Raw genomic sequence first — 21,864 nt, 5'->3', positions numbered from 1 at the left:
ATGCTCGACAGAATCAAAGCCTCCCTGTCCTCGCTGGCCCCGGCAGAGCAGCGGGTCGGCCGGCTGGTGCTGAGCGACCCGCGCGCCTTTGCCAGCCTGCCGATCACCGAGCTGGCGAGCCGCTCGCATGTCAGCAAGCCGACCGTGGTACGGTTTTGCCGCAGCGTTGGCTACGACGGGCTGTCGGATTTCAAGCTCAAGCTGGCCGGCAGCGTGAGCGAAGGCGTGCCCTTCATTCACCGCAGCGTCGATGTGGACGACAAGACCGGCGACGTGCTGGTCAAGGTGATCGACAACACGGTGGCGGCATTCCTGAAATACCGCAACGACGCCAGCCCGCTGGCGATTGAAAAAGCCGTCGTGGCGCTGCTGGCGGCTTACCACACCGGCAAGCGCATCGAATTTTTTGGCGTCGGCAACTCCGGCATCGTGGCGCAGGATGCGCAGCACAAGTTTTTCAGGCTGGGAATCCAGAGCATTGCCTACAGCGACGGCCACATGCAGGTCATGAGCGCCTCGCTGCTCGGGCCGGGCGACTGCGTGGTGGTGATTTCCAACTCAGGCCGCACCCGCGACCTGATGGATGCCTGCGACATCGCCCGCAAAAATGGCGCCACCACCATCGTGGTCACCGCCACCGCCTCGCCGCTGGCGATGGCCGGCCACATTCACCTGGCGGCCGACCATCCGGAAGGCTATGACCGCTACAGCCCGATGGTGTCGCGCCTGCTGCACCTGATGATCATCGACATTCTCGCCACCTGCGTGGCGCTGCGCATCGGACCCAAGCTGCAGCCGCTGCTCAAGGAAATGAAGAACAACCTGCGCAACAAGCGCTACACCTGAACGGCAAAACCTGGCGCATCGCGCGCGCAGCCGTGCAGGCAGTGTCGGCAGCAGAAATTCATGATGAATAATGCCTTCTACGCACTATCCATAAGCATCTATAGCTATTACTTCTATAGCAAATACAGCTTGTCACGCTTGTCACGCCAGGGGCATCGAGCGTTCCACAATGCCGGCAAACAGTGCTGCGCCCAGGGGCAGCACGCTGTCATTGAAGTCATAACAGCTGTTATGCAAAAAGCGGCTGCCCGCGCCGCCGGTCAAGCCGCCCTGGCCATCAGGGAGTTGCTCACCCTGGCCAAGGCGCAGGTAGGCACCGGGCTTTTCCCTGAGCATGAATGAAAAATCTTCGGAACCCATGCTCGGCTCCAGGTTGCGCACCACGTTTTCAGCGCCCACCAGCTGCTCGGCAACCCGGGTGGCCAGCGTGTACTCGGCCGGTGAATTGATGGTGGCCGGGTAGATGCGTTCGTAGTTCACCGTCGCCGTGGCGCCAAAAGCCTGCGCCACCGAGGTGCACAGCTGTTTCAGGCGCTGCTCCACGAAATCCTGCACTTCGGGTTTGAAGGTGCGAACCGTGCCGACCAGCGTTGCATTGCCGGGCACGACGCTCATGGCGCCCAGATCGCCTGCCTGCATGGCGCACAGGCTGACGACGGCGCTGTCCATCGCCTTCACATTGCGCGAGACGATGCTCTGCACCGCCGTGATGATGTGCGCGGCCACCAAAATCGGATCAACGGTGAGGTAGGCGTGGGCGCCATGGCCGCCCTTGCCGGTGATCTCGATGGTGATGCGGTCAGCCGCCGCCATCATCGGTCCGGAATTGATGCCGATGGTGCCGGGCTGCATGGCGGGCCAGTTGTGCATGGCGTAAATCGCCTGAACAGGAAAGCGATCAAACAAGCCGTCCCGGATCATGGCGTCGGCGCCGCCCCGCCCTTCTTCGGCTGGCTGAAATACCAGCGCGGCGTCGCCGGCAAAATTCCGGGTTTCAGCCAGGTAGCGTGCCGCGCCCACCAGCATGGTGGTGTGGCCATCGTGGCCGCAGCCGTGCATCAGGCCGGGTTTGGCTGATTTCCAGCCAAACTCGTTGTGCTCGGTCATGGGCAGCGCATCCATGTCGGCGCGCAGGCCGACCATGGGCCGTGCCGCAGAGCGTGCGGAACTGGAAGCGGCGCTGGACTGCTGGCCCTTGATGATGGCGACAACCCCGGTTTTTCCGATGCCGGTATGGACTTCATCAACACCGCAAAGCTTGAGCGCATGCACCACGCGGCTGGAGGTATAAACCTCTTCAAAACCCAACTCTGGATGGGCGTGCAAATCGCGCCGGAAGGCGGTCAGTTCAGGATGGAACTGTGCAATTTGCGCGAAGGCCCGGCCGCTGGCGCGCAACGGGTAAGGCCGGTCGATGGCCACGGTATCGACCCTATCGGCAGAAAGCGGCGACAAGGTTTTTTCAAGAAGGGCCGGAGTGCGCATTGCATTCAATTCTGAGTTCAGCAGGTGTTAAATATTATTCGTAAAACTTTGGCGCCGTAAACATCAAGGCCTTCAGCGCAGGCAGTTATTGCGCACAAACTACAGTCCGGCAGTAAAACCGCAGGCCGTTCACCAAGAACGGTTGGTCTGAAAAATACAAAGCCCATAAAAAACCCCCACCGTGTCGCCACGATGGGGGTTTTATATTCTTTTTCAAACTAGCTTACGCTAGCTCAAGATCAGAACAGGTGCTTGACGCCCAGACCGAAGGTCGAAGCCTTGGTTTCGGTAGCGGCATTTGAAGACTGAACCTTGGTCACCAGGAAACCCGTGTACAGGTTGGTGCGCTTGGACAGTGCATAGGTGCCCAGCAAGCTCACGCCGGTGCCCTTGTTGTGGGTGTTGTTGCTGGCATCGCTCTTCGAACGGCTGTAACCAGCAGCAACGGCAGCAGCGCCAAACGGCACGCTCACGCCAACATCAAATTCCTTGTCTTTGGCCGAAGTGGTCAGACCAATTTCGCCTTTGGCTTCGTTGTACTGGCCAGTGACCTTGGCAACGCCGAAGTCATAGGAAGCGCCGAGCAGGTTGTACTTGCGGGTGCTGGAAAACGCGACAGGACCAGCAGCCACGCCAACAGTTGCACCGGAGCCGAAGTAGTTGCCAACTGTGCTAGCAACTTGCTTTTCACGCTGGTGTGCAAAACCAACCAGCAGAGGGCCGTTGGCGTATTTGATCATCAAGCTGGTGTTGCTTTCAGCATCCGTTGTAGCCGTCTTGTTTTCACCAGCGCCGTAAACAACGGAGCCGCTGAAACCAGCGAAGTCTGGCGATGTGTAAGCGACGGAATTGCTTGCGCGGTTTTGGTAGTCAGCAATGCCCGTGCCCCAAACAGTGCTGGTGGTCGCAAAGTTGGAGTCATAAATCATGTTGGTTGCGCCGCGCAGAGCGTCGTAAGCCGTGTATTGACGACCCAGGCTAACGGTACCAAAACCACTTGACAAGCCAACCCATGCCTGACGACCGAACAAGCCGCCGCCCTGGTTGGAAATGGTGGCATTCGCACCCGTGTCAGGCTGGAAACCGCCTTCAAGAACGAACAAAGCCTTCATGCCGCCACCGAGGTCTTCAGTGCCTTTCAGGCCCCAACGGGAGTTGTTCTGACCGCTGCCATTGACTGCGGTTTGCTTCAATTTAGCTGATGCCACGCCTGGAATCGTGCTTGTGACTTCCTTCGACGTTTGACCGACATAGGCGTCAACGAGGCCGTACAAGGTGACGGAAGATTGGGCTTGTGCCATGCCAGCGATTGCGCTGAGGGCTGCGAAAGCAATGAGGGTTTTTTTCATGTGAAATATCTCCAAGGTTAAACATAGGGCTCCGGCAAGAGGGCTGCTTTTATTTTTGCAGTTCCCCCAGAGACCCGGGCCAACCCCCTTTCGGGAAGTTGTTGCTATTGCACCAGAATGAACCTTGATCCGCAAAGAAATGCGCCAAAAAAGCTCATCTGTGTTGCATTGAGGCTACAAAGAAGGCGGACCGTGAAGGAAAAACAACGACAACAGCGTCAGTCTCCCCATTTCATGGATTTCAGAATTTGCATCGCGGAACGGTAAAACGCAAAAAACCGCTTCAGGTTTCCCCAAAGCGGCTTGTCAAGCTTCAAGCAACTGGCCGTCAGGCCAGAGTTGAATTAGAACTTGTGCTGAACGCCCACTGCGAAGGTGTCGGTCTTGATGTCGCCAGCGCCAACCACTTCGTTTTTGGACAACTGCAGACCCGTGTACAAGAAGGTGCGCTTGGAAAGGTCATACTTGGCAGCCAAACCGAAACCTGTGCTCTTGAGTTCACCACCGGGGCCGGTCAGTTTGGCGCGAGCCACACCGCCAGACACAGTCACTGCGCCCAACGGCACATCTACGCCAACCTGGAATTCCTTGGACTTGTCGCTGCCATCTTTTACATGGCCAACCGCAGCCAGCAGTTTCGCGGCACCCAAGTCATACGAGCCGTTCAACTGGGTGAACTTGGTTGAACCTACAGCACCACTAGCTTTTTCAACCTGGTGTGCAAGGGCTACAGCGATTGGACCGTTCGCGTATTGAACATTCGCACTCATGATCTTGCCAGCGTCCACGCCTGGAGCTTTGTTTTCGCCGAAGCTGTACATGCCGGCAGCGCTGAAACCGCTGAAACTTGGCGTCGAGTAGTAAATCGCGTTGCCTGGATTAGCTTGATAGTTGTTGCTCAACCAGACGTTGGTTGCTGGCGCGAAGATATTGGCGTCAAACGCTGCTGCACCCAAACCTTTGACTTCGTCATAAGGCGTCCACATTTTGCCGAGCTTGACCTCGCCAAAACCACCCGACAAGCCGACCCATGAATTGCGGCTGAACGTGGAACTTGACACAACACCTGTGTACGGGTTCGTGTAGCCACCAGTTGGATCGGTAGCACCTGTGTCCGCCTTGAAGCCGCCTTCCAACACGAAATTGGCTTTCAGACCGCCACCCAGATCCTCGGAACCTTTGAAGCCAAAACGGCTGGTGTTGATACCACCGCTGTCAACCACGGACTGACGCAACGATGAAGAGGCGCCTGGTACTGAAACTTTAACCTTGCTGGTGCCCACGTACGCATCGACCAGACCGTACAGCGTCACGGAAGATTGTGCTGATGCGACGCCGGAAGCGGCGAGTACGGCCAAAGCGATAAAACTCTTTTTCATTAGAAATCTCCAAGAAAGTAAAACCAAAACAAACATCACCACTACTGAACTTTGAAAGACTGTCCATCTATTCCGTGTGGCACTGACTGAGAGTTTAAAAGCGAGAAACAGAGTCCACTAAAAAACATGCAAGTTTTACGCCAATTTGTTGCCTAAATGCAACGACTCATCTGAAACCGCGATTTGCATGCTGGAATATGCTTAAAAAAGCAGCAGGCAACAACACTGCGTTCGAGTGAGGATCATGACTTCAACGTCAAAAATAGTGATAAACCCTAACCACACCTCACGACAGGGAAAAGACTCTTTAAAAAGTCGAATTCGCCCATGTAACTCTTTGGTTACGCCAAAAATCACCCAAAAGACGACGCGGAAGACCCGCTCTTTTTTAGTGCCTGCCTGCATTAAAAACGAGGGTTTCCACCTGTCCCCAAAGAGATACGTACCCGTACTAGTCCTCTTTACGACCTCATGCATGACTACTAATATTTGATTTTTACAGCGGTCCAGCGGCATTACGTATTCGGGACTGCAGTGAAATTTCTCAAAAATCAAATTAATTGGAGACGCATGAAAAAACTAACTTGCCTTGCAAGCGCTGTCCTGGGCCTTTTATCGACGTCTGCCGCCATGGCGCAAAGTACCGTCACGCTTTACGGTCTTGTCGATGCGGGTTACAACCACGTCAGCGGCCTCAAAAATGGCTCTTTCAACGGCATTGCCAGCGGCATCATGGAAGGTTCGCGCTGGGGTCTGCGCGGCAATGAAGACCTGGGCGGCGGCTACAAAGCCATTTTTACGCTGGAAAGCCGCTTTGAAGTGGACACGGGATCGGTCACGAATCGCCCCAACTCGGGCACCCAGCTACCTGACCGCGTTTCGAATTCCGTGGCGGCCAGCCTGACGGGCCTCGCAATTCCTGCCGCCTTGAAAGCGGGGCTCATCACGGGCACAAACACAAATATCGCAACCAATGCCTTCGGCGTTAACCTGGCGGGAAATCTGTTTGATCGTCAGGCTTTTGCCGGGCTGATCACCCCGTTTGGCGCATTCACGCTGGGCCGCCAGTACACGCCAGCCTATTTGATTAACGGCGCTTTTGATGCGTCGCAAACCCAGTCGAGCCTGGCTGCAGGCCAGATTGCCAGCTTGCCGGCAGCGTTTGACATTCGGCTGAGCAATACCGTGCAATACGGGATCAAGACCGGCGGCATCACCGCAGCACTGATGTATGGCGCTGGCGAAGTGCTGGGCAACAGTTCCGCAGGCCGTTTCTTCGGCGGAATGGTGATGTACGCAGGCGACGGCTTCGCCTTGGGTTATGGCCACAACGAGAAGAAAAATGAACTGGGCCAGAAGTCCCTGCACAACGATGTGTTTGGTGCGAATGTAACGATAGGCCCTGGCACCTTGTATGGCCAGTACGCCACCATCAAGGATGAAAATCCCAGTGGCCTGGCCACGATTGGCGCCGGAGTCTCTGCCAGTGCCATTGCTGCAGGCCTCCCTGCGGCACTTGCCCCGGCAGTGGGCGCGGCCTACCAAAGCGCCTACAACGCAGCGTTCAGGCAAGACGCCAGGCTCATGCACATCGGCTACAAGGTCACGAGCGGTGTTCACACCGTGGTGGTGGCTTACAACCGCCTTGATGACAAACGCGCAGTCAACGCCGATACGGATTCGTACGGCGCGACGTACACCTACGCGCTGTCCAAACGCACCAACCTGAATGCCGTGCTGACCCGCTACAACAACAAGGGGGCCGGCCAGATCGCTCCCGGCGGCAATGGCTTTCTGGGCGGCGTGACGGCTGCAGCGGGTGTGGACTCCACCAACATCGCCTTCGGCATTCGCCACACGTTCTAAAAGCAACCGGTCTTTTGACCGTTGTCATGCCTGACAGCCCTCTTTGGAGGGCTGTTTTCGTTTTTCCTCCTGTCTGTCTGTCCTGCCAGCGCTAACATTGGAGCCGCTGCTTTTCCTTGGGTATGTCCAACGGCCGTGCCCGGAATGTCAATTTTCCACCTTGTTTCGAGACCACCTTTTCGAGGAAATCCGCCCATGACGACTGCCCTTGACCTTGCACTGAATGCCGCAGACGGCGCGCTGCGTACCCTGTTTGCCAAACCCCGGGCCAGCCGGACCTGTCCCACGGTGCCGGCTCAAGCCACCGAATTGAGCCTGGAAGACAAAGCCCTCTCAGGCGCGCTGATGCGGGTCAACCATGTGGGCGAAGTGTGCGCGCAGGCGCTGTATGCCGCGCAGGCGCTGGGCACGCGCGATGCGGTGCTGCGCAAGCACTTCCTCAAGGCCAGCCAGGAAGAAGGCGACCATCTGGCCTGGACCAAGGACCGGCTGGACGAGCTGGGCGCCCGTCCTTCGCTGCTCAACCCCTTGTGGTATGCGGGCGCCTTTGGGCTTGGCCTGGTGGCCAGCCGGCTGGGCGACCGGCTGAGCCTGGGCTTTGTCGTGGAAACCGAACGCCAGGTGGAAGCGCACCTGGCCAGCCACCTGGAACGCCTGCCCGAAGGCGATCACGAGTCACGCGCCATCGTGGCGCAAATGAAAGACGATGAAGCGCTGCATGCCAGCGCTGCGGAAGATGCCGGCGCCCTGCAATTGCCCGCGCCGGTGAAGATGCTGATGCGTTCTGCGGCCAAGGTCATGACGACGGTGGCGCACCGGATTTAACGGCCAGGCGCGCTCACACGTCGAGAAGCTCAAAGCTGGTGGTGATCTCCGCCGTTTTGCCCAGCATGATGGTGGCCGAGCAGTATTTTTCGTGGCTCATGGCAATGGCGCGTTCCACGGCACTGGCGGCGAGGCCCCGACCCGTGACGACAAAATGCATATGGATCTTGGTGAATACCTTGGGGTCCACGGGTGCCCGTTCGGAGCTGAGCCGGACCGAGCAGCCGCGCACGTCATGGCGGCCGCGCTTGAGGATCAGCACCACGTCGTAGGCCGTGCAGCCGCCCGCGCCGGCCAGCACGGTTTCCATCGGGCGCGGCGCAAGATTGGCGCCGCCGTTTTCAGGCTTGGCGGCGTCGGGGGCGCCGTCCATCACCAAGGTGTGGCCGCTGCCTGTTTCGGCCAGAAAAGTCATCCCCGATTTCGATCCATTGACCGCATTGCTGCCGGTCCAGCTCACTGTGCATTCCATAACTGCCATTCCTTGTCCAAGATAATTGGTTTTGCCGAGCGTACACGCGATGTTCGCGCGAACGGCTCAAGCGTTGCCTTGTAGGTAAAAACCCCTAAACCGTGTAGTTTCCGACTTTGGCCACATATTTATTGTGCAGTGCAACATGTACTCCGCTATACTGAATTTATTGCATCAGCACACGCAGTCCTCACCGACCCGCTGTATTTTTGCACTGGTTGTCTCCTCCACCTCCTCAAAGGGTGGATTTATAGGTCCAGACCGCATGGTCTGGGCCTTTTTTTTCTTGCCCCTATGATGCTCAGGCTCAGTTGCGAGAAAAAAATATGCCCTCCTCCAAAAAATCCATCCCCGGCGCTGCAGCCAAAGCAGCCGCCACCGTCCCTCCTAAAGCTTCAGCCAAACCGGCCCACAAGCCTTCGGCCAAAACGCTCAAGCCCGCCGACTACCTGAAAAAAATCCTGACCGCGCGGGTTTATGACGTGGCGGTCGAATCGGCGCTGGAGCCGGCCAAAACCTTAAGCCTGCGCCTGAACAACACCGTGCTGCTCAAGCGCGAGGACCAGCAGCCGGTGTTCAGCTTCAAGCTGCGCGGCGCCTACAACAAGATGGCCCACCTGACGCCGGCGCAGCTCAAAAAGGGCGTGATTTGCGCCTCGGCTGGCAACCATGCCCAGGGCGTGGCCATGAGCGCGCAAAAGCTCGGCACGCGCGCCGTCATCGTCATGCCGACGACCACGCCGCAGCTCAAAATTGACGCGGTCAAGGGCTGGGGCGGCGAGGTCGTGCTGCACGGCGACAGCTATTCGGACGCCTACACCCACTCGGTGGCCCTGCAAAAAGAACAGGGCCTGACCTTCGTGCATCCCTTCGACGACCCGGACGTGATTGCCGGCCAGGGCACGATTGCCATGGAAATCCTGCGCCAGCTGCAAACGCTGGGCTCGCGCCGGCTCGATGCTGTGTTTGTCGCCATTGGCGGTGGCGGGCTGATTTCCGGCGTGGCCAACTACATCAAGGCGGTGCGGCCCGAGATCAAGGTCATCGGCGTGCAGATGAACGACTCCGACGCCATGATGCAGTCGGTGGCGGCAAAAAAACGCGTCACCCTTTCCGACGTGGGCCTGTTCTCGGACGGCACGGCGGTCAAGCTGGTGGGCGAGGAAACCTTCCGCATCAGCCGCGAACTGGTCGATGAATTCATGACGGTGGACACCGACGCGGTCTGCGCCGCCATCAAGGATATTTTTGTCGATACGCGCAGCATTGTCGAGCCGGCCGGCGCGCTGGCCGTGGCCGCCATCAAGCAGTACGTCGCCCGGCACAAGACCAAGGGCGAAACCTATGCCGCCATCCTGTGCGGCGCCAACATGAACTTCGACCGCCTGCGCTTTGTCGCCGAGCGCGCCGAAGTGGGCGAGGAGCGCGAAGCGCTGTTCGCGGTGACGATTCCCGAGGAGCGCGGCAGCTTCCGGCGTTTTTGCGCGCTGATCGACAAGGCGCCCGGCGGGCCGCGCAGCGTGACCGAGTTCAACTACCGCATCAACGACCAGGCCGTGGCGCATGTGTTTGTCGGCCTGACGACCTCGGCCAAGGGCGAGAGCAGCAAGATTGCCGCCCAGTTCACCCGCCACGGCTTCAAGGCGCTGGACCTGACGCATGACGAACTGGCCAAGGAACACATCCGCCACATGGTGGGCGGGCACAGCGCGCTGTCCAAAGACGAGCGCCTGCTGCGCTTCATCTTTCCCGAGCGGCCCGGCGCGCTGATGAAGTTCCTGTCGAGCATGCGGCCGGACTGGAACATCACCCTGTTCCACTACCGCAACCAGGGCGCCGACTATGGCCGCATCCTGGTCGGCCTGCAGGTGCCCAAGGCGGACAGCGGCGCGTTCCAGGAATTCCTGGACACCCTCGGCTACCCCCATGTGGAAGAAACCGACAACCCGGTGTACCGGCTGTTTTTGCAAAGCTGAGAGTCGTCATGGCATCCATTGAACTGAAAGCCAACACCTCGGTGTGCCCGCGCTGCGGTGCGGGCCTGCGCTGCGGCATGGTGGCCGGCGATGCCGAATGCTGGTGCGTCCAGTTGCCGCATGTGATGCCGGTTCCCCCTGCCCCGTCGGAACAAGCGCTGCCGGACAGCGGCGCAGTTTCCTGCTTTTGCCCCGCCTGCCTCAAACAGATCACCGATGAACGACACCACCAGCTTTCACCTGCCCGCGATTGAAGCCACCGCCGACCTCGCATTAGAGGCCAGGCTGCGCCACAAGATTGACCACAAGACCAAGCCGCTGGGCGCGCTCGGCCTGCTCGAAGCCCTGGCGCTGCAGCTGGGCCTGATCCAGCGCAGCGAATCGCCTGCGCTGCACAGCCCGCAGATGGTAGTGTTCGCCGCCGACCACGGCATTGCGGCGGAAGGCGTGTCTGCCTACCCGCAGGCGGTGACGGTGCAGATGGTCGGCAACATGCTGGCCGGTGGCGCGGCCATCAATGTGTTTGCGCGCCAGCACGGCTTTGCGCTGCAGGTGGTCGATGCCGGCGTGGCCGCCGAGTTGCCGGCCCATCCCCAGTTGCAGCCGCGAAAAATCGCCATGGGAACGAAAAACCTGTGCCACGAAGCCGCCATGTCGCGGCTTGAGGCGCAGGCGGCGCTCGCGGCAGGCATGCAGACCGTGGCAAGCCTGCCGGGCAACGTCGTGGCGTTTGGCGAGATGGGCATTGCCAACACCTCGCCCGCCGCGCTGCTGCTGGCCCGGCTGGCGGGCGCGGGCATCATTGATGCGACCGGACGCGGCACCGGACTCGATGACCCGCAACTGCTGCACAAGCAGGCGGTGCTGACGCGCGCCCTGGCGCGTCATCCGGCCACTGAACCGTTTGACGCCGTGGGCGAACTGGCGGCGCTGGGCGGCTTTGAAATCGCCATGATGGCCGGCGCCATGCTGCAGGCGGCCAGCGAGCGGCGCGTGGTGCTGGTCGATGGCTTCATTGCCGGCGCGGCGGCGCTGGTGGCGCAGGCGCTGGCGCCCGCTGTGCGCGACTACCTGGTGTTTTGCCACCGCTCCGCCGAAACCGGCCACCGCCTGCTGCTGGCGCACCTGCAGGCCAAGCCGCTGCTGGAGCTTGACTTGCGGCTGGGCGAAGGTACGGGCGCGCTGCTGGCCTGGCCGCTGGTGCAGTCGGCGGCGAACTTCCTCAATGAAATGGCGAGCTTCGAGTCGGCCGGCGTGAGCGAAAAATAACAGCCCCGATGCTTCAGTTCATTCGCCACTACCTGCTGGCCGTCCAGTTCTTCACCCGCATCCCGGTCACCGGACGGCTGGCCGACTGGGTGGGCTACAGCCCCGGGATGCTGCGCGCCAGCGCCGTGCACTTTCCGGGCATCGGCGTGGTGGTGGGCGGCGCGGCGGCGGCGATGTTCGCGCTGCTGCAACTGCTGCTGCCCGACACCACGTTCACGCCGCTGGTGGCGGCTGCGTTTTCCACCGTCGCCACGGTCTGGCTCACGGGCGGCTTTCATGAGGACGGCCTGGCCGATGTGGCCGACGGCCTGGGCGGCAGCTACGACCGCGAGCGCGCGCTGGAGATCATGAAGGACTCGCGCGTCGGCGCGTTCGGCGCGATGGCGCTGGTGCTGGCGCTGCTGTGCAAGGTGGCGCTGCTGGCGCTTCTCGGGTCGGTCGAGGCGGTTCCAGAGGCAGGAGAAGCACCGGCCTTCAGCAGCTGGTATGTGTGCGCCGCGCTGTGGACCGGCCACATCGTCTCGCGCGGGCTGCCGCTGGTGATGATCTGGCGGCTGCCGCATGTGGGCGACATCGCGATCTCCAAATCCAAGCCGCTGGCCGACCAGATCTCGGCGGGCGGGCTGGCGATTGCGTTTTCATGGTGTTTTGGTGCGCTTGCGCTCGCCAGTCTTGCGTTGGACGCTATTAATTTGATAGTTGCATGCGGCTTTTCAGTGCTCGCGCTGCTGGGGCTGCTGCGTTTTTTCAGGCGTCGCCTGCAGGGCTTTACCGGCGACTGCCTGGGGACCACGCAGCAGGTCTGCGAAATCGCGTTTTACCTGGGGCTGGCCGTCAGCCTCTGACCAGATGAAACTCTGGCTGGTCCGCCACGCACAGCCCTTGGTCGGCGCCGGCATCTGCTACGGCCGTTTGGATATGGCAGCCGACGCCAGCGCCACCGCCGAATGCGCGGAAGAGTTGGCCGCGCTGCTTCCCCCCGGCATCCGCGTCATCAGCTCGCCGCTACAAAGATGTGAGCAGCTCATGCACGCCCTGCATGCGCAAAGGCCCGATTTGGCTTATAAAACCGATGCCCAGCTGCAGGAAATGGACTTCGGCCAGTGGGAGGGCCGCGCCTGGCAGGCCATCGGCCAGGCCGAACTCGAAGCGTGGACCACGGATTTTGCGAACTACCGCGTGGGCCATGACGGCGAAAGCGTGGCGGCGTTCATGCGCCGCGTCGGCTCGGCCTTCGATGCGCTGCAGGGCCGGGGCGACACGCTGTGGATCACCCATGCCGGCGTGACCCGCGCGGCGGAACTGCTGGCGCGGGGCATCCGCCATATCGGGCACGCCGGCCAGTGGCCGCTGGACGCGCCGAAATATGGACAATGGCGGCTACTCAACCTGCACACCGGCTAGGCAGCCTGCCCGGCAACAACCCACAAGGCATTCCTCATGGCCGCAACTCTCGATGGTCAGCTCGTGGTGGCGATTTCATCGCGCGCCCTGTTTGATTTTGAAGAAGAAAACCAGGTGTTCGAAACCGGATTCGCGCAAGACCCCGGACCCGACCTGCCGCCGGGCGTGAAGAAAGACGCGGCCTACATGAAGCTGCAGCTGGAGCGGCTCGACGTTCCGGCCAAGCCCGGCGTGGCGTTTTCGCTGGTCAAGAAGCTGCTGGCCTTCAACGACGCGCCCGAAAGCACCCTGGAAGCCGCCAGCCCGGCGGTGCCGCGCCAGCGCGTGGAAGTGGTCATCCTGTCGCGCAACGACCCGGTGTCGGGCATGCGGGTGTTCCGCTCGGCCCAGCATTACGGCCTGAACATCCAGCGCGGCACCTTCAACCGCGGCGCGCCGCCCTGGCGCTACCTCAAGCCGCTGCACGCCAACCTGTTTTTGTCCACCCACCTGAGCGATGTGCGCGCCGCGCTCGAAGCCGGCGTGCCGGCGGCGCAGGTCTATCCGCAATCGGCCCGCGCCAGCGACGCGCATCCGAACGAGGTGCGGATTGCCTTTGACGGCGACGCGGTGCTGTTTTCGGATGAAGCCGAAATGGTCTTTCAGGCGCAGGGCTTGAGCGCGTTTCAGGCGCATGAACGCGACAAGGCCGCGCAGCCGCTGCTCGCCGGGCCGTTCAAGCCGCTGCTCGAAGCCCTGCAGCGGCTGCAGCAGGCCGGCACGTCGCGCATGTGCATTCGCACCGCGCTGGTGACGGCGCGCAGCGCGCCGGCGCACGAGCGCGCCATCCGCACGCTGATGAACTGGAACATCGAGGTCGATGAAGCGATGTTCCTCGGCGGCCTGGCCAAGGGCGAATTCCTGCGCGAATTCGAGCCCGATTTTTTCTTTGACGACCAGACCGGCCATGTCCACTCGGCGGCCCAGCATGTGCCTTCGGGCCATGTGGTGAGCGGCGTGTCCAATCTGCTGACCTGAATTTTTTCCAAGAGAACTTTGAATGAACCTGCTTTCACGCATTGCCCAGAAACTCCGCGACTTCAAGCATTTCAGCCGCCGCGTCTGGACCCTGTCGGCGCCCTACTTCCGCTCCGAAGACAAATGGAAGGCGCGCGGCCTGCTGGCCGCCATCGTGCTGCTGAACCTGGGCGCGGTGTACATGCTGGTGCTGCTCAACGAGTGGAACCGGGTGTTCTACGACGCGCTGCAGAACAAGGACGCGGCGGTCTTCTGGACGCAGCTGGCGCGCTTCACCTACCTGGCGTTTGCCTTCATCATCATCGCTGTGTACCGCTTTTACCTGACGCAGTTGCTGGAGGTGCGCTGGCGCGCCTGGATGACCGCGCATTACCTGGAGCGCTGGCTCGCCGACCATGCGTTCTACAAGCTGGAGCTGGCGCGCTTCACCGGCAACGGCGATGCCAACGGCACGCCCGACAACCCGGACCAGCGTATCCAGGAAGACATCAACCTGTTCACCACCTACAGCATCTCGCTGAGCATGGGCCTGCTGAACGCGGTGGTCACGCTGGTGAGTTTTGTCGGCATCCTGTGGTCGCTGTCGGGCGCATTTGCCTTCAACTTCAATGGCGCCAGCTACTCCATTCCAGGTTTCATGGTCTGGATGGCGGTGCTGTACTGCGTGGCCGGCAGCGTGATCACGCACTACATCGGCCGGCCGCAGATCCGGCTCAACTTCCAGCAGCAGCAGGTCGAGGCGGACTTCCGGCACCACATGGTGCGGGTGCGCGAATACAGCGAATCGATTGCGCTGGACAAGGGCGAAGCGGTGGAGCGCGCGCAGTTAGATACGCGCTTTGCCGCCGTGCTGACCAACTACCTCAAACTGATCAAGAAGCAGAAAAACCTGGTCTGGTTCACCAACTTCTTTGGCCAGGCGGCGGTGGTGTTTCCGTTCATCGTGGCGGCGCCGCGCTTTTTCAGCGGCGCCATCCAGCTGGGCGAATTGATCCAGATTTCCTCGGCCTTCGGGCGCGTACAGGATTCTCTGAGCTGGCTGGTGGACAACTACAGCAGCCTGGCCGCCTGGCGCGCCACGACCGACCGCCTGACCAGTTTTGAAGACAATATCAGTGCTGTCGCGCAACAGGGACGGGCGCAGGCAGCTAGTAATTTAATAGCAAATGACGCGCATCCCCTGGCCGCCGACACGCTGGCGGTCAGCGACCTGTCCTTGAAGCTGCCGACCGGAGCAACCCTGCTCAGCGGCGTGTCGCTGCAGGCCGGGCCGGGCCAGAGCGTGCTGCTCAAGGGGCCGTCGGGCAGCGGCAAATCGACGCTGTTCCGGGCGCTGGCCGGCATCTGGCCTTTTGCCACCGGCAGGGCGCAGCTGCCGCCGGACGCGATGTTCATTCCGCAGCGCCCCTACTTTCCCGATGGCAGCCTGCGCAATGCGCTGGCCTATCCGCAGCCCGCCGCGCAGTACGACGACGCGGCCCTGAAGCGGGCGCTGACGGATGCGCTGCTGCCGCAATTGGCGAGCCGGCTTGACGACGAGGACGCCTGGAGCCAGAAGCTGTCGGGCGGCGAGCAGCAGCGGCTGGCGATTGCCCGGGTGCTGCTGAAAAAACCGCGCTGGATTTTTGCCGACGAGGCGACCAGCGCGCTCGACGAGGCGGCCGAAAGGAACATCTACGACAAGCTGCTGGCCAGCGTCAAAACGGCCAAAGGCAGCCTGGTGTCGATTGCCCACCGGCCGACCGTGGCGGCTTTCCATGGCACGCTGTGGGAGCTTGAGAAACTGCCCGAAGGCGCGCCAGCCTTGTACCGGGTGCGTGAAACCCCTCACGACGGGCTGGCGCAAAAGGCTTGAGAATGGCAGGCCATGCCTGAAGAAATCACACCGCCCGCTGCCGCCCCGTCCCTTTCGCCCTGGGGACCGATCAAGCGACCGGTGTTCCGCATGCTCTGGACCGTCTGGCTGACGGCCAACATCTGCATGTGGATGAACGACGTGGCCGCCGCCTGGATGATGACTTCCATGACCAGCACGCCGCTCTGGGTGGCGCTGGTGCAGTCGGCATCGACGCTGCCGGTGTTCCTGCTGGGGCTGCCCAGCGGCGCGCTGGCCGACATCCTGGACCGGCGGCGCTACTTCATCATGACGCAGTTCTGGGTGGCCGGCGTGGCCACGCTGCTGTGCATCGCGGTGATTGCCGACGTGATGACGCCGCCGCTGCTGCTGGCGCTGACCTTTGCCAACGGCATCGGCCTGGCGATGCGCTGGCCGGTGTTTTCGGCCATCGTGCCCGAGCTGGTGCCGCGCACCCAGCTGCCGGCGGCGCTGGCGCTGAACGGCATTTCCATGAATGCGTCGCGCATCGTCGGCCCGCTGGTGGCTGGTGCGCTGATTGCCAGTGCCGGAACCGAGTATGTGTTTGTGCTGAACGCCGCGCTGTCGCTGATTTCGGGCTTTGTCATCATGCGCTGGCGCCGCGAGCATGTACCCAGTCCGCTGGGCCGCGAACGCCTGGTCAGCGCCATGCGGGTCGGGCTGCAGTTTGTCGGCCAGTCCACCCGGCTGCGGGCGGTGCTGGTGCGCATCTCGCTGTTTTTTCTGCATTCCACCGCGCTGCTGGCGCTGCTGCCCCTGGTGGCGCGCGGACTGCATGGCGGGGACGCGGGCACCTTCACGCTGCTGCTGGCTTCCATGGGCTCGGGCGCCATCGTTGCGGCGCTGTTCTTGCCGCGCCTGCGCCAGATGATGGACCGCGACACGCTGGTGCTGCGCTCGGTCATGCTGCAGTCGGCGTCCACGGCCGCCATGGCCATGGCGCCGAATGCCTGGGTGGCCGTGCCGGCCATGGTGCTCAATGGCATGGCCTGGATCACCTGCGCCAACTCGCTCAGCGTGTCGGCCCAGCTGGCCCTGCCCGACTGGGTGCGCGCGCGCGGCATGTCGATGTACCAGATGGCCATCATGGGCGCCAGCGCGCTGGGCGCCGCCCTGTGGGGCCAGGTGGCCACGGTGACCAGTGTGTCCACCGGCCTGCTGGTGGCGGCCGTGAGCGGCACGGTCACCATGCTGCTGGCCCAGCACTGGGTGCGCGACCAGAGCATCGAGGAAGACCTGACGCCGTCGCGCGAATTCAAGGTGCCGGTGGCGCATGCACCGCCGGGCGTGGGCCGCATGGTGGTGACGATTGAATACCTGATCGACCCGGCACGCAGCGACGACTTCCTCAAGCTGATGCACGAGAGCCGCCGCAGCCGCCTGCGCCAGGGCGCGCTGGAGTGGGAACTGCTGCGCGATGTGCACCAGCCGGGCCGCTTCATCGAGCAGATCGTCGATGAGTCCTGGACCGAGCACCTGCGCCGTTTTGACCGGGTCACCGCCAGCGACGTGGCCCTGCGCGAGCGCAAACTCGCCTTTCATATTGGCGACGAGCCGCCCCGCGTCACGCGCTGCGTGGTGGAAGACCTGGTACGGACTTAAGCGTCAAGCGGCTTCGGCGTAGCGCGCATAGCCGCGCGCCCGCAACTCGCAGGCCGGGCACTGGCCGCAACCATAGCCCCAGGCATGCCGGTGGATGCGGTCGCCCAGGTAGCAGGTGTGCGTGTGCTCGATGATCAGCTCCACCAGCGGCTGGCCGCCCAGCGACTCGGCCAGCGCCCAGGTGTCGGCCTTGTCGATCCACATCAGCGGGGTTTCGATCAGAAAGCGCTTGTCCATGCCCAGCGACAGGGCCAGCTGCATGGCCTTCATGGTGTCGTCGCGGCAGTCGGGATAGCCTGAAAAATCGGTTTCGCAGACGCCCGTGACCAGCACCTGCAGATCGCGCCGGTAGGCCAGCGCGGCCGCCAGCGTCAGGAACAGCAGGTTGCGCCCCGGCACGAAGGTGTTGGGCAGGCCGGAGCTTTCCATCTTGAAGGCCACGTCGCGCGTCAGCGAGCAGTCGCTGACCTGCCCCAGCACGGCCAGGTCGAGCAGGTGGTCTTCACCAAGCTTTGCCGCCCATTGCGGAAACTGGCTTTTGAGTTCGCGCAGCACATTCAGCCGCGCCTGCAGTTCGACCTTGTGGCGCTGGCCGTAGTCGAAGGCGATAGTTTCGACACGCTCGTATTTTGCAAGCGCCTGCGCCAGGCAGGTGGTGGAATCCTGGCCGCCCGAAAACAGGACCAGGGCGGAGGTGTGGGCACGCGAAACAGGAGCAGGCATGGTCATGGCGAGGAAGAAAATTTGCCGTATTGTCGCTTGAATCGACCGCCGCAAGCCGCTTGGGAGTCCGCCCGAAAAGCGGTTGCTCAGGCAGGTGCTGCGTCAGGCTTTGCGGCCCGCCACCATGCGGTAGAGGAACAGCAGAATGATCGCGCCAATGACGGCGGCAATAAAGCCCGCCGACTCACCGGGCCGGTACATGCCAAGCGCCCGGCCCAGGTAGGTGGCGATGACCGAACCGACGATGCCGATGATGGCGGTGATGACAAAGCCGCCCGGGTCGCGGCCCGGCATCAGGAATTTGGCGACGATGCCGACGATGAGTCCAATGATGATGGTCCAGATAATGCTCATGGGTTTCTTTCAATATGGTTAAGTTTGGCGTGGGCCGGCGCCAATGCCGGACAGGTAGAGGTTCACACGGCAGCGCTGGCGGTCCTATCGGAAAACGCGCAAACAAGCGTAGGAATAGGCAGCAGAATCCGCAAAAGCAGCCCACGGCTATTGCGCATGGGAACTTCTGCATGCGGCATGTGCTAACTTTCAACCCATGCAAAACGACGCTGCCCTTGCTCGCCAACAAGCCCTGGTCACCACCCTGGCCAGCCGCCTGGGGGCCGAACTTGTCGAAACCCACATTTCGTGGGTGCTGCTGGCCGGTGAAAACGCCTACAAGATCAAGAAGCCGGTGCAACTGCCGTTTGTCGATTACGCCGCGCTGCAGGCGCGCCGGCATTTCTGCGAAGAGGAGCTGCGGCTGAACCGCCGCCTGGCGCCATCGCTGTACCTGGGCGTGACGCGCATCACCGGCAGCCACCAGGCGCCGGTGCTGGACGGCAGCGGTCCGGTGCTGGACTACGCGGTGCACATGCGCCGCTTTGCGAAAGGCGCGCTGTTTGGCGAACAGCTCGAAGCCGCAACGCTGGCCGGCCAGGACGTTGACCGGCTGGCCACCCTGCTGGCCGATTTTCACAACGGCCAGCCCGCGCTGGGTGCGGACCATGGATTCGCCAGCGCCGAACGCAGGCGCTTCGCCGCGCTGGCAGCACTCAAGGGCGCCCTTCCCGTGGCCAGCCCGGCCGAACAGGCGCAACTGCAGGCCTGGCTTGAAACCGAAGCCGCCCGGCTGGCGCCGCTGTGGACGCTGCGCCAGCAAGGCGGCCGGGTGCGCGAATGCCACGGCGACCTGCACCTGGACAATGTGGTCAGCCTGGACGGCGGCGTGGCCGCTTTCGACGGCATCGAGTTCGACCCGGCGCTGCGCTGCATCGACGTGCTCGACGACCTGGCGTTTGCGGTGATGGACTTCAGCGCCCGTGGCCGGCGCGACTTTGCCTTCCGGCTGCTCAACGGGTGGCTGGACCGCACCGGCGACCACGCCGCCCTGCCGGCGCTGCGCTTTTCGGTGGTGTACCGCGCGCTGGTGCGGGCGCAGGTGGCGCAGCTGAGCGGACCCGGCCACGAAGCCGCCGCGCGCCGCTACCTGGACACGGCGCTGGCGTGGACCCAGCCGGGCCAGCCCCGGCTGTTCATCACCCACGGCCTGCCGGGCTCGGGCAAGACCTTCGAGTCGCAGCGCGTGCTGGAGCAGGAAGGCGCGATCCGGCTGCGCTCGGACGTGGAGCGCAAGCGCCTGTTCGGCCTCGGGATGCTGGAGGATTCGCGCGCCAAGGGACTGGACCTGTACCAGCCGGAGACGACCGCGCGCACCTATGCGCAGCTGTTCAGCCTGGCCAGGCTGGCGCTTCAGGCAGGCTACCCGGTCATCCTGGATGCCGCGTTTCTGCACCGCGCCGAGCGCGCGCAGGCGCTCACCGTGGCCGGCGAAGCGGGAGTTCCCTTGTGCATCATTGACTGCGACGCGCCCCTGGCGGTGCTGCGCGAACGCATCGAGGCGCGGCGCGGCGATGCCTCGGAGGCCAACCTGGCGGTGCTTGAGCATCTGCGCCTGTCGGCCGAGCCGCTGGCCGCCGAAGAACTCGGACTGGTCATCGACACAGCCCGCCAGCCAACCCACGGAACCGCATGGAACACAACATTCCCCTGATCACCACGATTGCCGCCGGCTTCGGCATTGCCCTGATCCTGGGGTTCATCGCTGAGCGGATCAAGGTGCCGGCGCTGGTCGGCTACCTGGTCGCGGGCATCCTCATCGGCCCGGCGACGCCGGGTTTTGTCGCCGACATGCACATCGCCTCGCAGCTGTCCGAAATCGGCGTCATGCTGCTGATGTTCGGCGTCGGGCTGCATTTTTCGCTCAATGACTTGCTGGCCGTCAGGCGCATCGCCATTCCCGGCGCCGTGGCGCAGATGACGCTGGCCACGCTGCTGGGCATGGGCCTGGCCTGGTGGTGGGACTGGAACTGGGGCGCGGGGCTGGTGTTCGGGCTGTCGCTGTCGTGCGCCAGCACCGTCGTGCTGCTCAAGGCGCTGGAGGCGCGCGGCGTGCTGGACACCATGAACGGCCGAATCGCCGTGGGCTGGCTGGTGGTCGAAGACCTGGCGACGGTGCTGGTGCTGGTGCTGCTGCCGCCGCTGGCCGGCGTGCTGGGCGGCGCGGCCGTTGCCGAAGGCGCTGGGCCGGTGTGGCGCACCATCGGACAGACGCTGCTCGGGGTGTCGGCATTCATCGCCCTGATGCTGGTCGTCGGCCGGCGCGCGCTGCCCTGGATGCTGTGGCAGGTCGCGCGTACCGGCTCGCGCGAGCTGTTCACGCTGGCGGTCGTGGCCTTCGCGATTGGCATCGCCTACGGCGCGGCGGCGCTGTTCAGCGTGTCGTTTGCGCTGGGCGCATTCTTCGCCGGCATGGTGATGCGCGAGTCCGAGTTCAGCCACCGCGCGGCGCAGGAGTCGCTGCCGCTGCGCGATGCGTTCTCGGTGCTGTTCTTCGTGTCGGTCGGCATGCTGTTCGAGCCGGCCATCCTGATCAAGGAGCCGGTGCATGTGCTCGGCGTGGTGGCGATCATCATCGTGGGCAAATCGCTTGCGGCGCTGGTGCTGGTGGTGGCCTTTCGCTATCCGCTCAACACCGCGCTGACGGTGGCCGCCAGCCTGGCGCAGATCGGCGAGTTCTCCTTCATCCTGGCCGGCTTGGGCCTGTCACTTAGCCTGCTGCCGGCCGAGGGCATGAGCCTGGTGCTGGCCGGCGCGCTGATTTCCATGGCGCTCAACCCGCTGCTGTTCACGGCGATTGCGCCGTTGCAGCGCTGGCTGCTCGAACGCTCGGCGCTGGCGCGCCGCCTGGAAGCGCGCGACGACCCTTACGCCGAACTGCCCGTCAGCACCGAGCGCAAATACCTCAAGGGACAGGTGGTGCTGGTGGGCTACGGACGCGTGGGCCGGCGCATCGCCAGCGCCCTGGCCGCGCGCGGCATTCCCTGCGTGGTGGCCGAGCAGAACCGCGAACTGGTCGAGGCCTTGCGCAAGCAGGGCATGGCGGCCGTGTCAGGCAACGCGGCCGACCCGGCGGTGCTGGTCCAGGCGCACATCGCCAACGCCGCCATGCTGGTGGTGGCCACGCCGGACCTGCTGAACGCGCGCCAGATGATCGACACGGCGCGCACGCTGAACCCGGCCATCGAGATCGTGCTGCGAACCCACAGCGAGGACGAGTTGCAACTGCTGCGCAAGGACGGCATGGGCACGGTGTTCATGGGCGAGGAAGAACTCGCCAGGGGCATGGCGGGCCACGTCCTGCAGCGCTTTGAGCCGCAGGCGGCGGCGCCCGCTACGGGCCACGCCTGAGCCGAACCGCGCCCGCCTGTCAGCCCCCCTT

The 21,864-nt window shown here is 62.9% G+C and carries 19 protein-coding genes; 13 read left to right on the top strand and 6 right to left on the bottom strand.

Going from position 1 to position 21,864, the window contains the following annotated elements:
• The gene (locus tag PNAP_RS03230; protein WP_011800066.1) at nt 1-846 is read left to right on the top strand and encodes a MurR/RpiR family transcriptional regulator; all 846 of its coding nucleotides are present in this window, start codon (nt 1-3) and stop codon (nt 844-846) included.
• Between the two features lie 141 nt (nt 847-987).
• Here PNAP_RS03230 and PNAP_RS03225 read toward each other — a convergent pair whose 3' ends face one another.
• The 3 genes from PNAP_RS03225 to PNAP_RS03215 form a co-directional block, all read right to left on the bottom strand.
• Entirely contained in the window at nt 988-2,331 is a 1,344-nt protein-coding gene (locus PNAP_RS03225; protein ID WP_011800065.1) for a M20 aminoacylase family protein, read from the bottom strand.
• A gap of 239 nt (nt 2,332-2,570) precedes the next feature.
• Complete coding sequence (locus PNAP_RS03220) at nt 2,571-3,680, bottom strand: porin (RefSeq protein WP_011800064.1); 1,110 nt, start codon at nt 3,678-3,680, stop codon at nt 2,571-2,573.
• Between the two features lie 344 nt (nt 3,681-4,024).
• Entirely contained in the window at nt 4,025-5,059 is a 1,035-nt protein-coding gene (locus tag PNAP_RS03215) for a porin (protein WP_011800063.1), read from the bottom strand.
• Between the two features lie 630 nt (nt 5,060-5,689).
• Here PNAP_RS03215 and PNAP_RS03205 point away from each other — a divergent pair.
• Together PNAP_RS03205 and coq7 are read left to right on the top strand one after the other, a co-directional pair.
• Nucleotides 5,690-6,925 carry a porin gene (locus PNAP_RS03205; protein WP_232290745.1) on the top strand — a complete coding sequence of 412 codons (1,236 nt, stop codon included), beginning with the start codon at nt 5,690-5,692 and terminating at the stop codon, nt 6,923-6,925.
• 195 nt (nt 6,926-7,120) lie between these two features.
• On the top strand, nt 7,121-7,750 hold the full coding sequence (gene coq7 / locus PNAP_RS03200) for a 2-polyprenyl-3-methyl-6-methoxy-1,4-benzoquinone monooxygenase (RefSeq protein ID WP_011800060.1): 630 nt from the start codon (nt 7,121-7,123) through the stop codon (nt 7,748-7,750).
• Nucleotides 7,751-7,763: 13 nt separating this feature from the next.
• On the opposite strand, the gene PNAP_RS03195 is transcribed toward coq7, so the two are convergent.
• Nucleotides 7,764-8,222 (bottom strand): OsmC family protein, encoded by a 459-nt coding sequence (locus PNAP_RS03195; protein WP_011800059.1) that lies wholly within the window; start codon nt 8,220-8,222, stop codon nt 7,764-7,766.
• 326 nt (nt 8,223-8,548) lie between these two features.
• Between PNAP_RS03195 and ilvA the strand changes: the two genes are divergently transcribed.
• From ilvA to PNAP_RS03155, 8 genes are read left to right on the top strand one after another with little or no spacing between them, the layout of a single operon-like run.
• The gene (gene ilvA, locus PNAP_RS03190) at nt 8,549-10,198 is read left to right on the top strand and encodes a threonine ammonia-lyase, biosynthetic (protein ID WP_011800058.1); all 1,650 of its coding nucleotides are present in this window, start codon (nt 8,549-8,551) and stop codon (nt 10,196-10,198) included.
• A gap of 8 nt (nt 10,199-10,206) precedes the next feature.
• The gene (locus tag PNAP_RS03185) at nt 10,207-10,452 is read left to right on the top strand and encodes a cysteine-rich CWC family protein (RefSeq protein ID WP_011800057.1); all 246 of its coding nucleotides are present in this window, start codon (nt 10,207-10,209) and stop codon (nt 10,450-10,452) included.
• Nucleotides 10,415-11,467 (top strand): nicotinate-nucleotide--dimethylbenzimidazole phosphoribosyltransferase, encoded by a 1,053-nt coding sequence (gene cobT, locus PNAP_RS03180; protein ID WP_011800056.1) that lies wholly within the window; start codon nt 10,415-10,417, stop codon nt 11,465-11,467. The genes PNAP_RS03185 and cobT overlap by 38 nt, the downstream gene beginning before the upstream one ends.
• Nucleotides 11,468-11,475: 8 nt before the next feature.
• Nucleotides 11,476-12,312, top strand: a complete 837-nt coding sequence (locus PNAP_RS03175; protein WP_011800055.1) for an adenosylcobinamide-GDP ribazoletransferase — start codon at nt 11,476-11,478, stop codon at nt 12,310-12,312.
• A 4-nt stretch (nt 12,313-12,316) separates the two neighbouring features.
• Nucleotides 12,317-12,871, top strand: coding sequence for a histidine phosphatase family protein (locus tag PNAP_RS03170; RefSeq protein ID WP_011800054.1), 555 nt, complete (start codon nt 12,317-12,319; stop codon nt 12,869-12,871).
• A gap of 36 nt (nt 12,872-12,907) precedes the next feature.
• Nucleotides 12,908-13,888, top strand: a complete 981-nt coding sequence (locus PNAP_RS03165; protein ID WP_011800053.1) for a 5'-nucleotidase — start codon at nt 12,908-12,910, stop codon at nt 13,886-13,888.
• A 22-nt stretch (nt 13,889-13,910) separates the two neighbouring features.
• Nucleotides 13,911-15,743 (top strand): ABC transporter ATP-binding protein/permease, encoded by a 1,833-nt coding sequence (locus PNAP_RS03160; protein ID WP_011800052.1) that lies wholly within the window; start codon nt 13,911-13,913, stop codon nt 15,741-15,743.
• 12 nt (nt 15,744-15,755) lie between these two features.
• Nucleotides 15,756-17,366 carry an MFS transporter gene (locus tag PNAP_RS03155; protein WP_011800051.1) on the top strand — a complete coding sequence of 537 codons (1,611 nt, stop codon included), beginning with the start codon at nt 15,756-15,758 and terminating at the stop codon, nt 17,364-17,366.
• A gap of 3 nt (nt 17,367-17,369) precedes the next feature.
• Here the strand turns inward: PNAP_RS03155 and queC are convergent, their stop codons facing one another.
• Together queC and PNAP_RS03145 are read right to left on the bottom strand one after the other, a co-directional pair.
• A complete protein-coding gene (gene queC, locus PNAP_RS03150) occupies nt 17,370-18,089 on the bottom strand; it encodes a 7-cyano-7-deazaguanine synthase QueC (RefSeq protein ID WP_041376964.1) in 720 nt (239 codons plus the stop codon).
• A gap of 102 nt (nt 18,090-18,191) precedes the next feature.
• Complete coding sequence (locus PNAP_RS03145) at nt 18,192-18,443, bottom strand: GlsB/YeaQ/YmgE family stress response membrane protein (RefSeq protein ID WP_011800049.1); 252 nt, start codon at nt 18,441-18,443, stop codon at nt 18,192-18,194.
• 196 nt (nt 18,444-18,639) lie between these two features.
• Here PNAP_RS03145 and PNAP_RS03140 point away from each other — a divergent pair, with 196 nt between their 5' ends.
• Both PNAP_RS03140 and ybaL read left to right on the top strand, forming a co-directional pair.
• Entirely contained in the window at nt 18,640-20,136 is a 1,497-nt protein-coding gene (locus tag PNAP_RS03140; protein ID WP_011800048.1) for a bifunctional aminoglycoside phosphotransferase/ATP-binding protein, read from the top strand.
• Entirely contained in the window at nt 20,115-21,833 is a 1,719-nt protein-coding gene (ybaL, locus tag PNAP_RS03135; RefSeq protein ID WP_011800047.1) for a YbaL family putative K(+) efflux transporter, read from the top strand. Before PNAP_RS03140 ends, ybaL begins: the two co-directional genes overlap by 22 nt.
• The last annotated feature ends 31 nt before the right edge of the window (nt 21,834-21,864 follow it).

This window comes from Polaromonas naphthalenivorans CJ2, assembly GCF_000015505.1.
GTDB lineage: Bacteria > Pseudomonadota > Gammaproteobacteria > Burkholderiales > Burkholderiaceae_C > Polaromonas > Polaromonas naphthalenivorans.
The sequence above is the reverse complement of the archived record's forward strand: the minus strand, read 5'-3'. Positions and strand labels throughout refer to the sequence as shown.

Bases quoted from the DNA above. Each gene is read 5' to 3' on its own strand.
- PNAP_RS03230 (WP_011800066.1), top strand. From the start codon at position 1: ATGCTCGACAGAATCAAAGCCTCCCTGTCCTCGCTGGCCCCGGCAGAG.
- PNAP_RS03225 (WP_011800065.1), bottom strand. From the start codon at position 2,331: ATGCGCACTCCGGCCCTTCTTGAAAAAACCTTGTCGCCGCTTTCTGCC.
- PNAP_RS03220 (WP_011800064.1), bottom strand. From the start codon at position 3,680: ATGAAAAAAACCCTCATTGCTTTCGCAGCCCTCAGCGCAATCGCTGGC.
- PNAP_RS03215 (WP_011800063.1), bottom strand. From the start codon at position 5,059: ATGAAAAAGAGTTTTATCGCTTTGGCCGTACTCGCCGCTTCCGGCGTC.
- PNAP_RS03205 (WP_232290745.1), top strand. From the start codon at position 5,690: ATGGCGCAAAGTACCGTCACGCTTTACGGTCTTGTCGATGCGGGTTAC.
- coq7 (WP_011800060.1), top strand. From the start codon at position 7,121: ATGACGACTGCCCTTGACCTTGCACTGAATGCCGCAGACGGCGCGCTG.
- PNAP_RS03195 (WP_011800059.1), bottom strand. From the start codon at position 8,222: ATGGAATGCACAGTGAGCTGGACCGGCAGCAATGCGGTCAATGGATCG.
- ilvA (WP_011800058.1), top strand. From the start codon at position 8,549: ATGCCCTCCTCCAAAAAATCCATCCCCGGCGCTGCAGCCAAAGCAGCC.
- PNAP_RS03185 (WP_011800057.1), top strand. From the start codon at position 10,207: ATGGCATCCATTGAACTGAAAGCCAACACCTCGGTGTGCCCGCGCTGC.
- cobT (WP_011800056.1), top strand. From the start codon at position 10,415: ATGAACGACACCACCAGCTTTCACCTGCCCGCGATTGAAGCCACCGCC.
- PNAP_RS03175 (WP_011800055.1), top strand. From the start codon at position 11,476: ATGCTTCAGTTCATTCGCCACTACCTGCTGGCCGTCCAGTTCTTCACC.
- PNAP_RS03170 (WP_011800054.1), top strand. From the start codon at position 12,317: ATGAAACTCTGGCTGGTCCGCCACGCACAGCCCTTGGTCGGCGCCGGC.
- PNAP_RS03165 (WP_011800053.1), top strand. From the start codon at position 12,908: ATGGCCGCAACTCTCGATGGTCAGCTCGTGGTGGCGATTTCATCGCGC.
- PNAP_RS03160 (WP_011800052.1), top strand. From the start codon at position 13,911: ATGAACCTGCTTTCACGCATTGCCCAGAAACTCCGCGACTTCAAGCAT.
- PNAP_RS03155 (WP_011800051.1), top strand. From the start codon at position 15,756: ATGCCTGAAGAAATCACACCGCCCGCTGCCGCCCCGTCCCTTTCGCCC.
- queC (WP_041376964.1), bottom strand. From the start codon at position 18,089: ATGCCTGCTCCTGTTTCGCGTGCCCACACCTCCGCCCTGGTCCTGTTT.
- PNAP_RS03145 (WP_011800049.1), bottom strand. From the start codon at position 18,443: ATGAGCATTATCTGGACCATCATCATTGGACTCATCGTCGGCATCGTC.
- PNAP_RS03140 (WP_011800048.1), top strand. From the start codon at position 18,640: ATGCAAAACGACGCTGCCCTTGCTCGCCAACAAGCCCTGGTCACCACC.
- ybaL (WP_011800047.1), top strand. From the start codon at position 20,115: ATGGAACACAACATTCCCCTGATCACCACGATTGCCGCCGGCTTCGGC.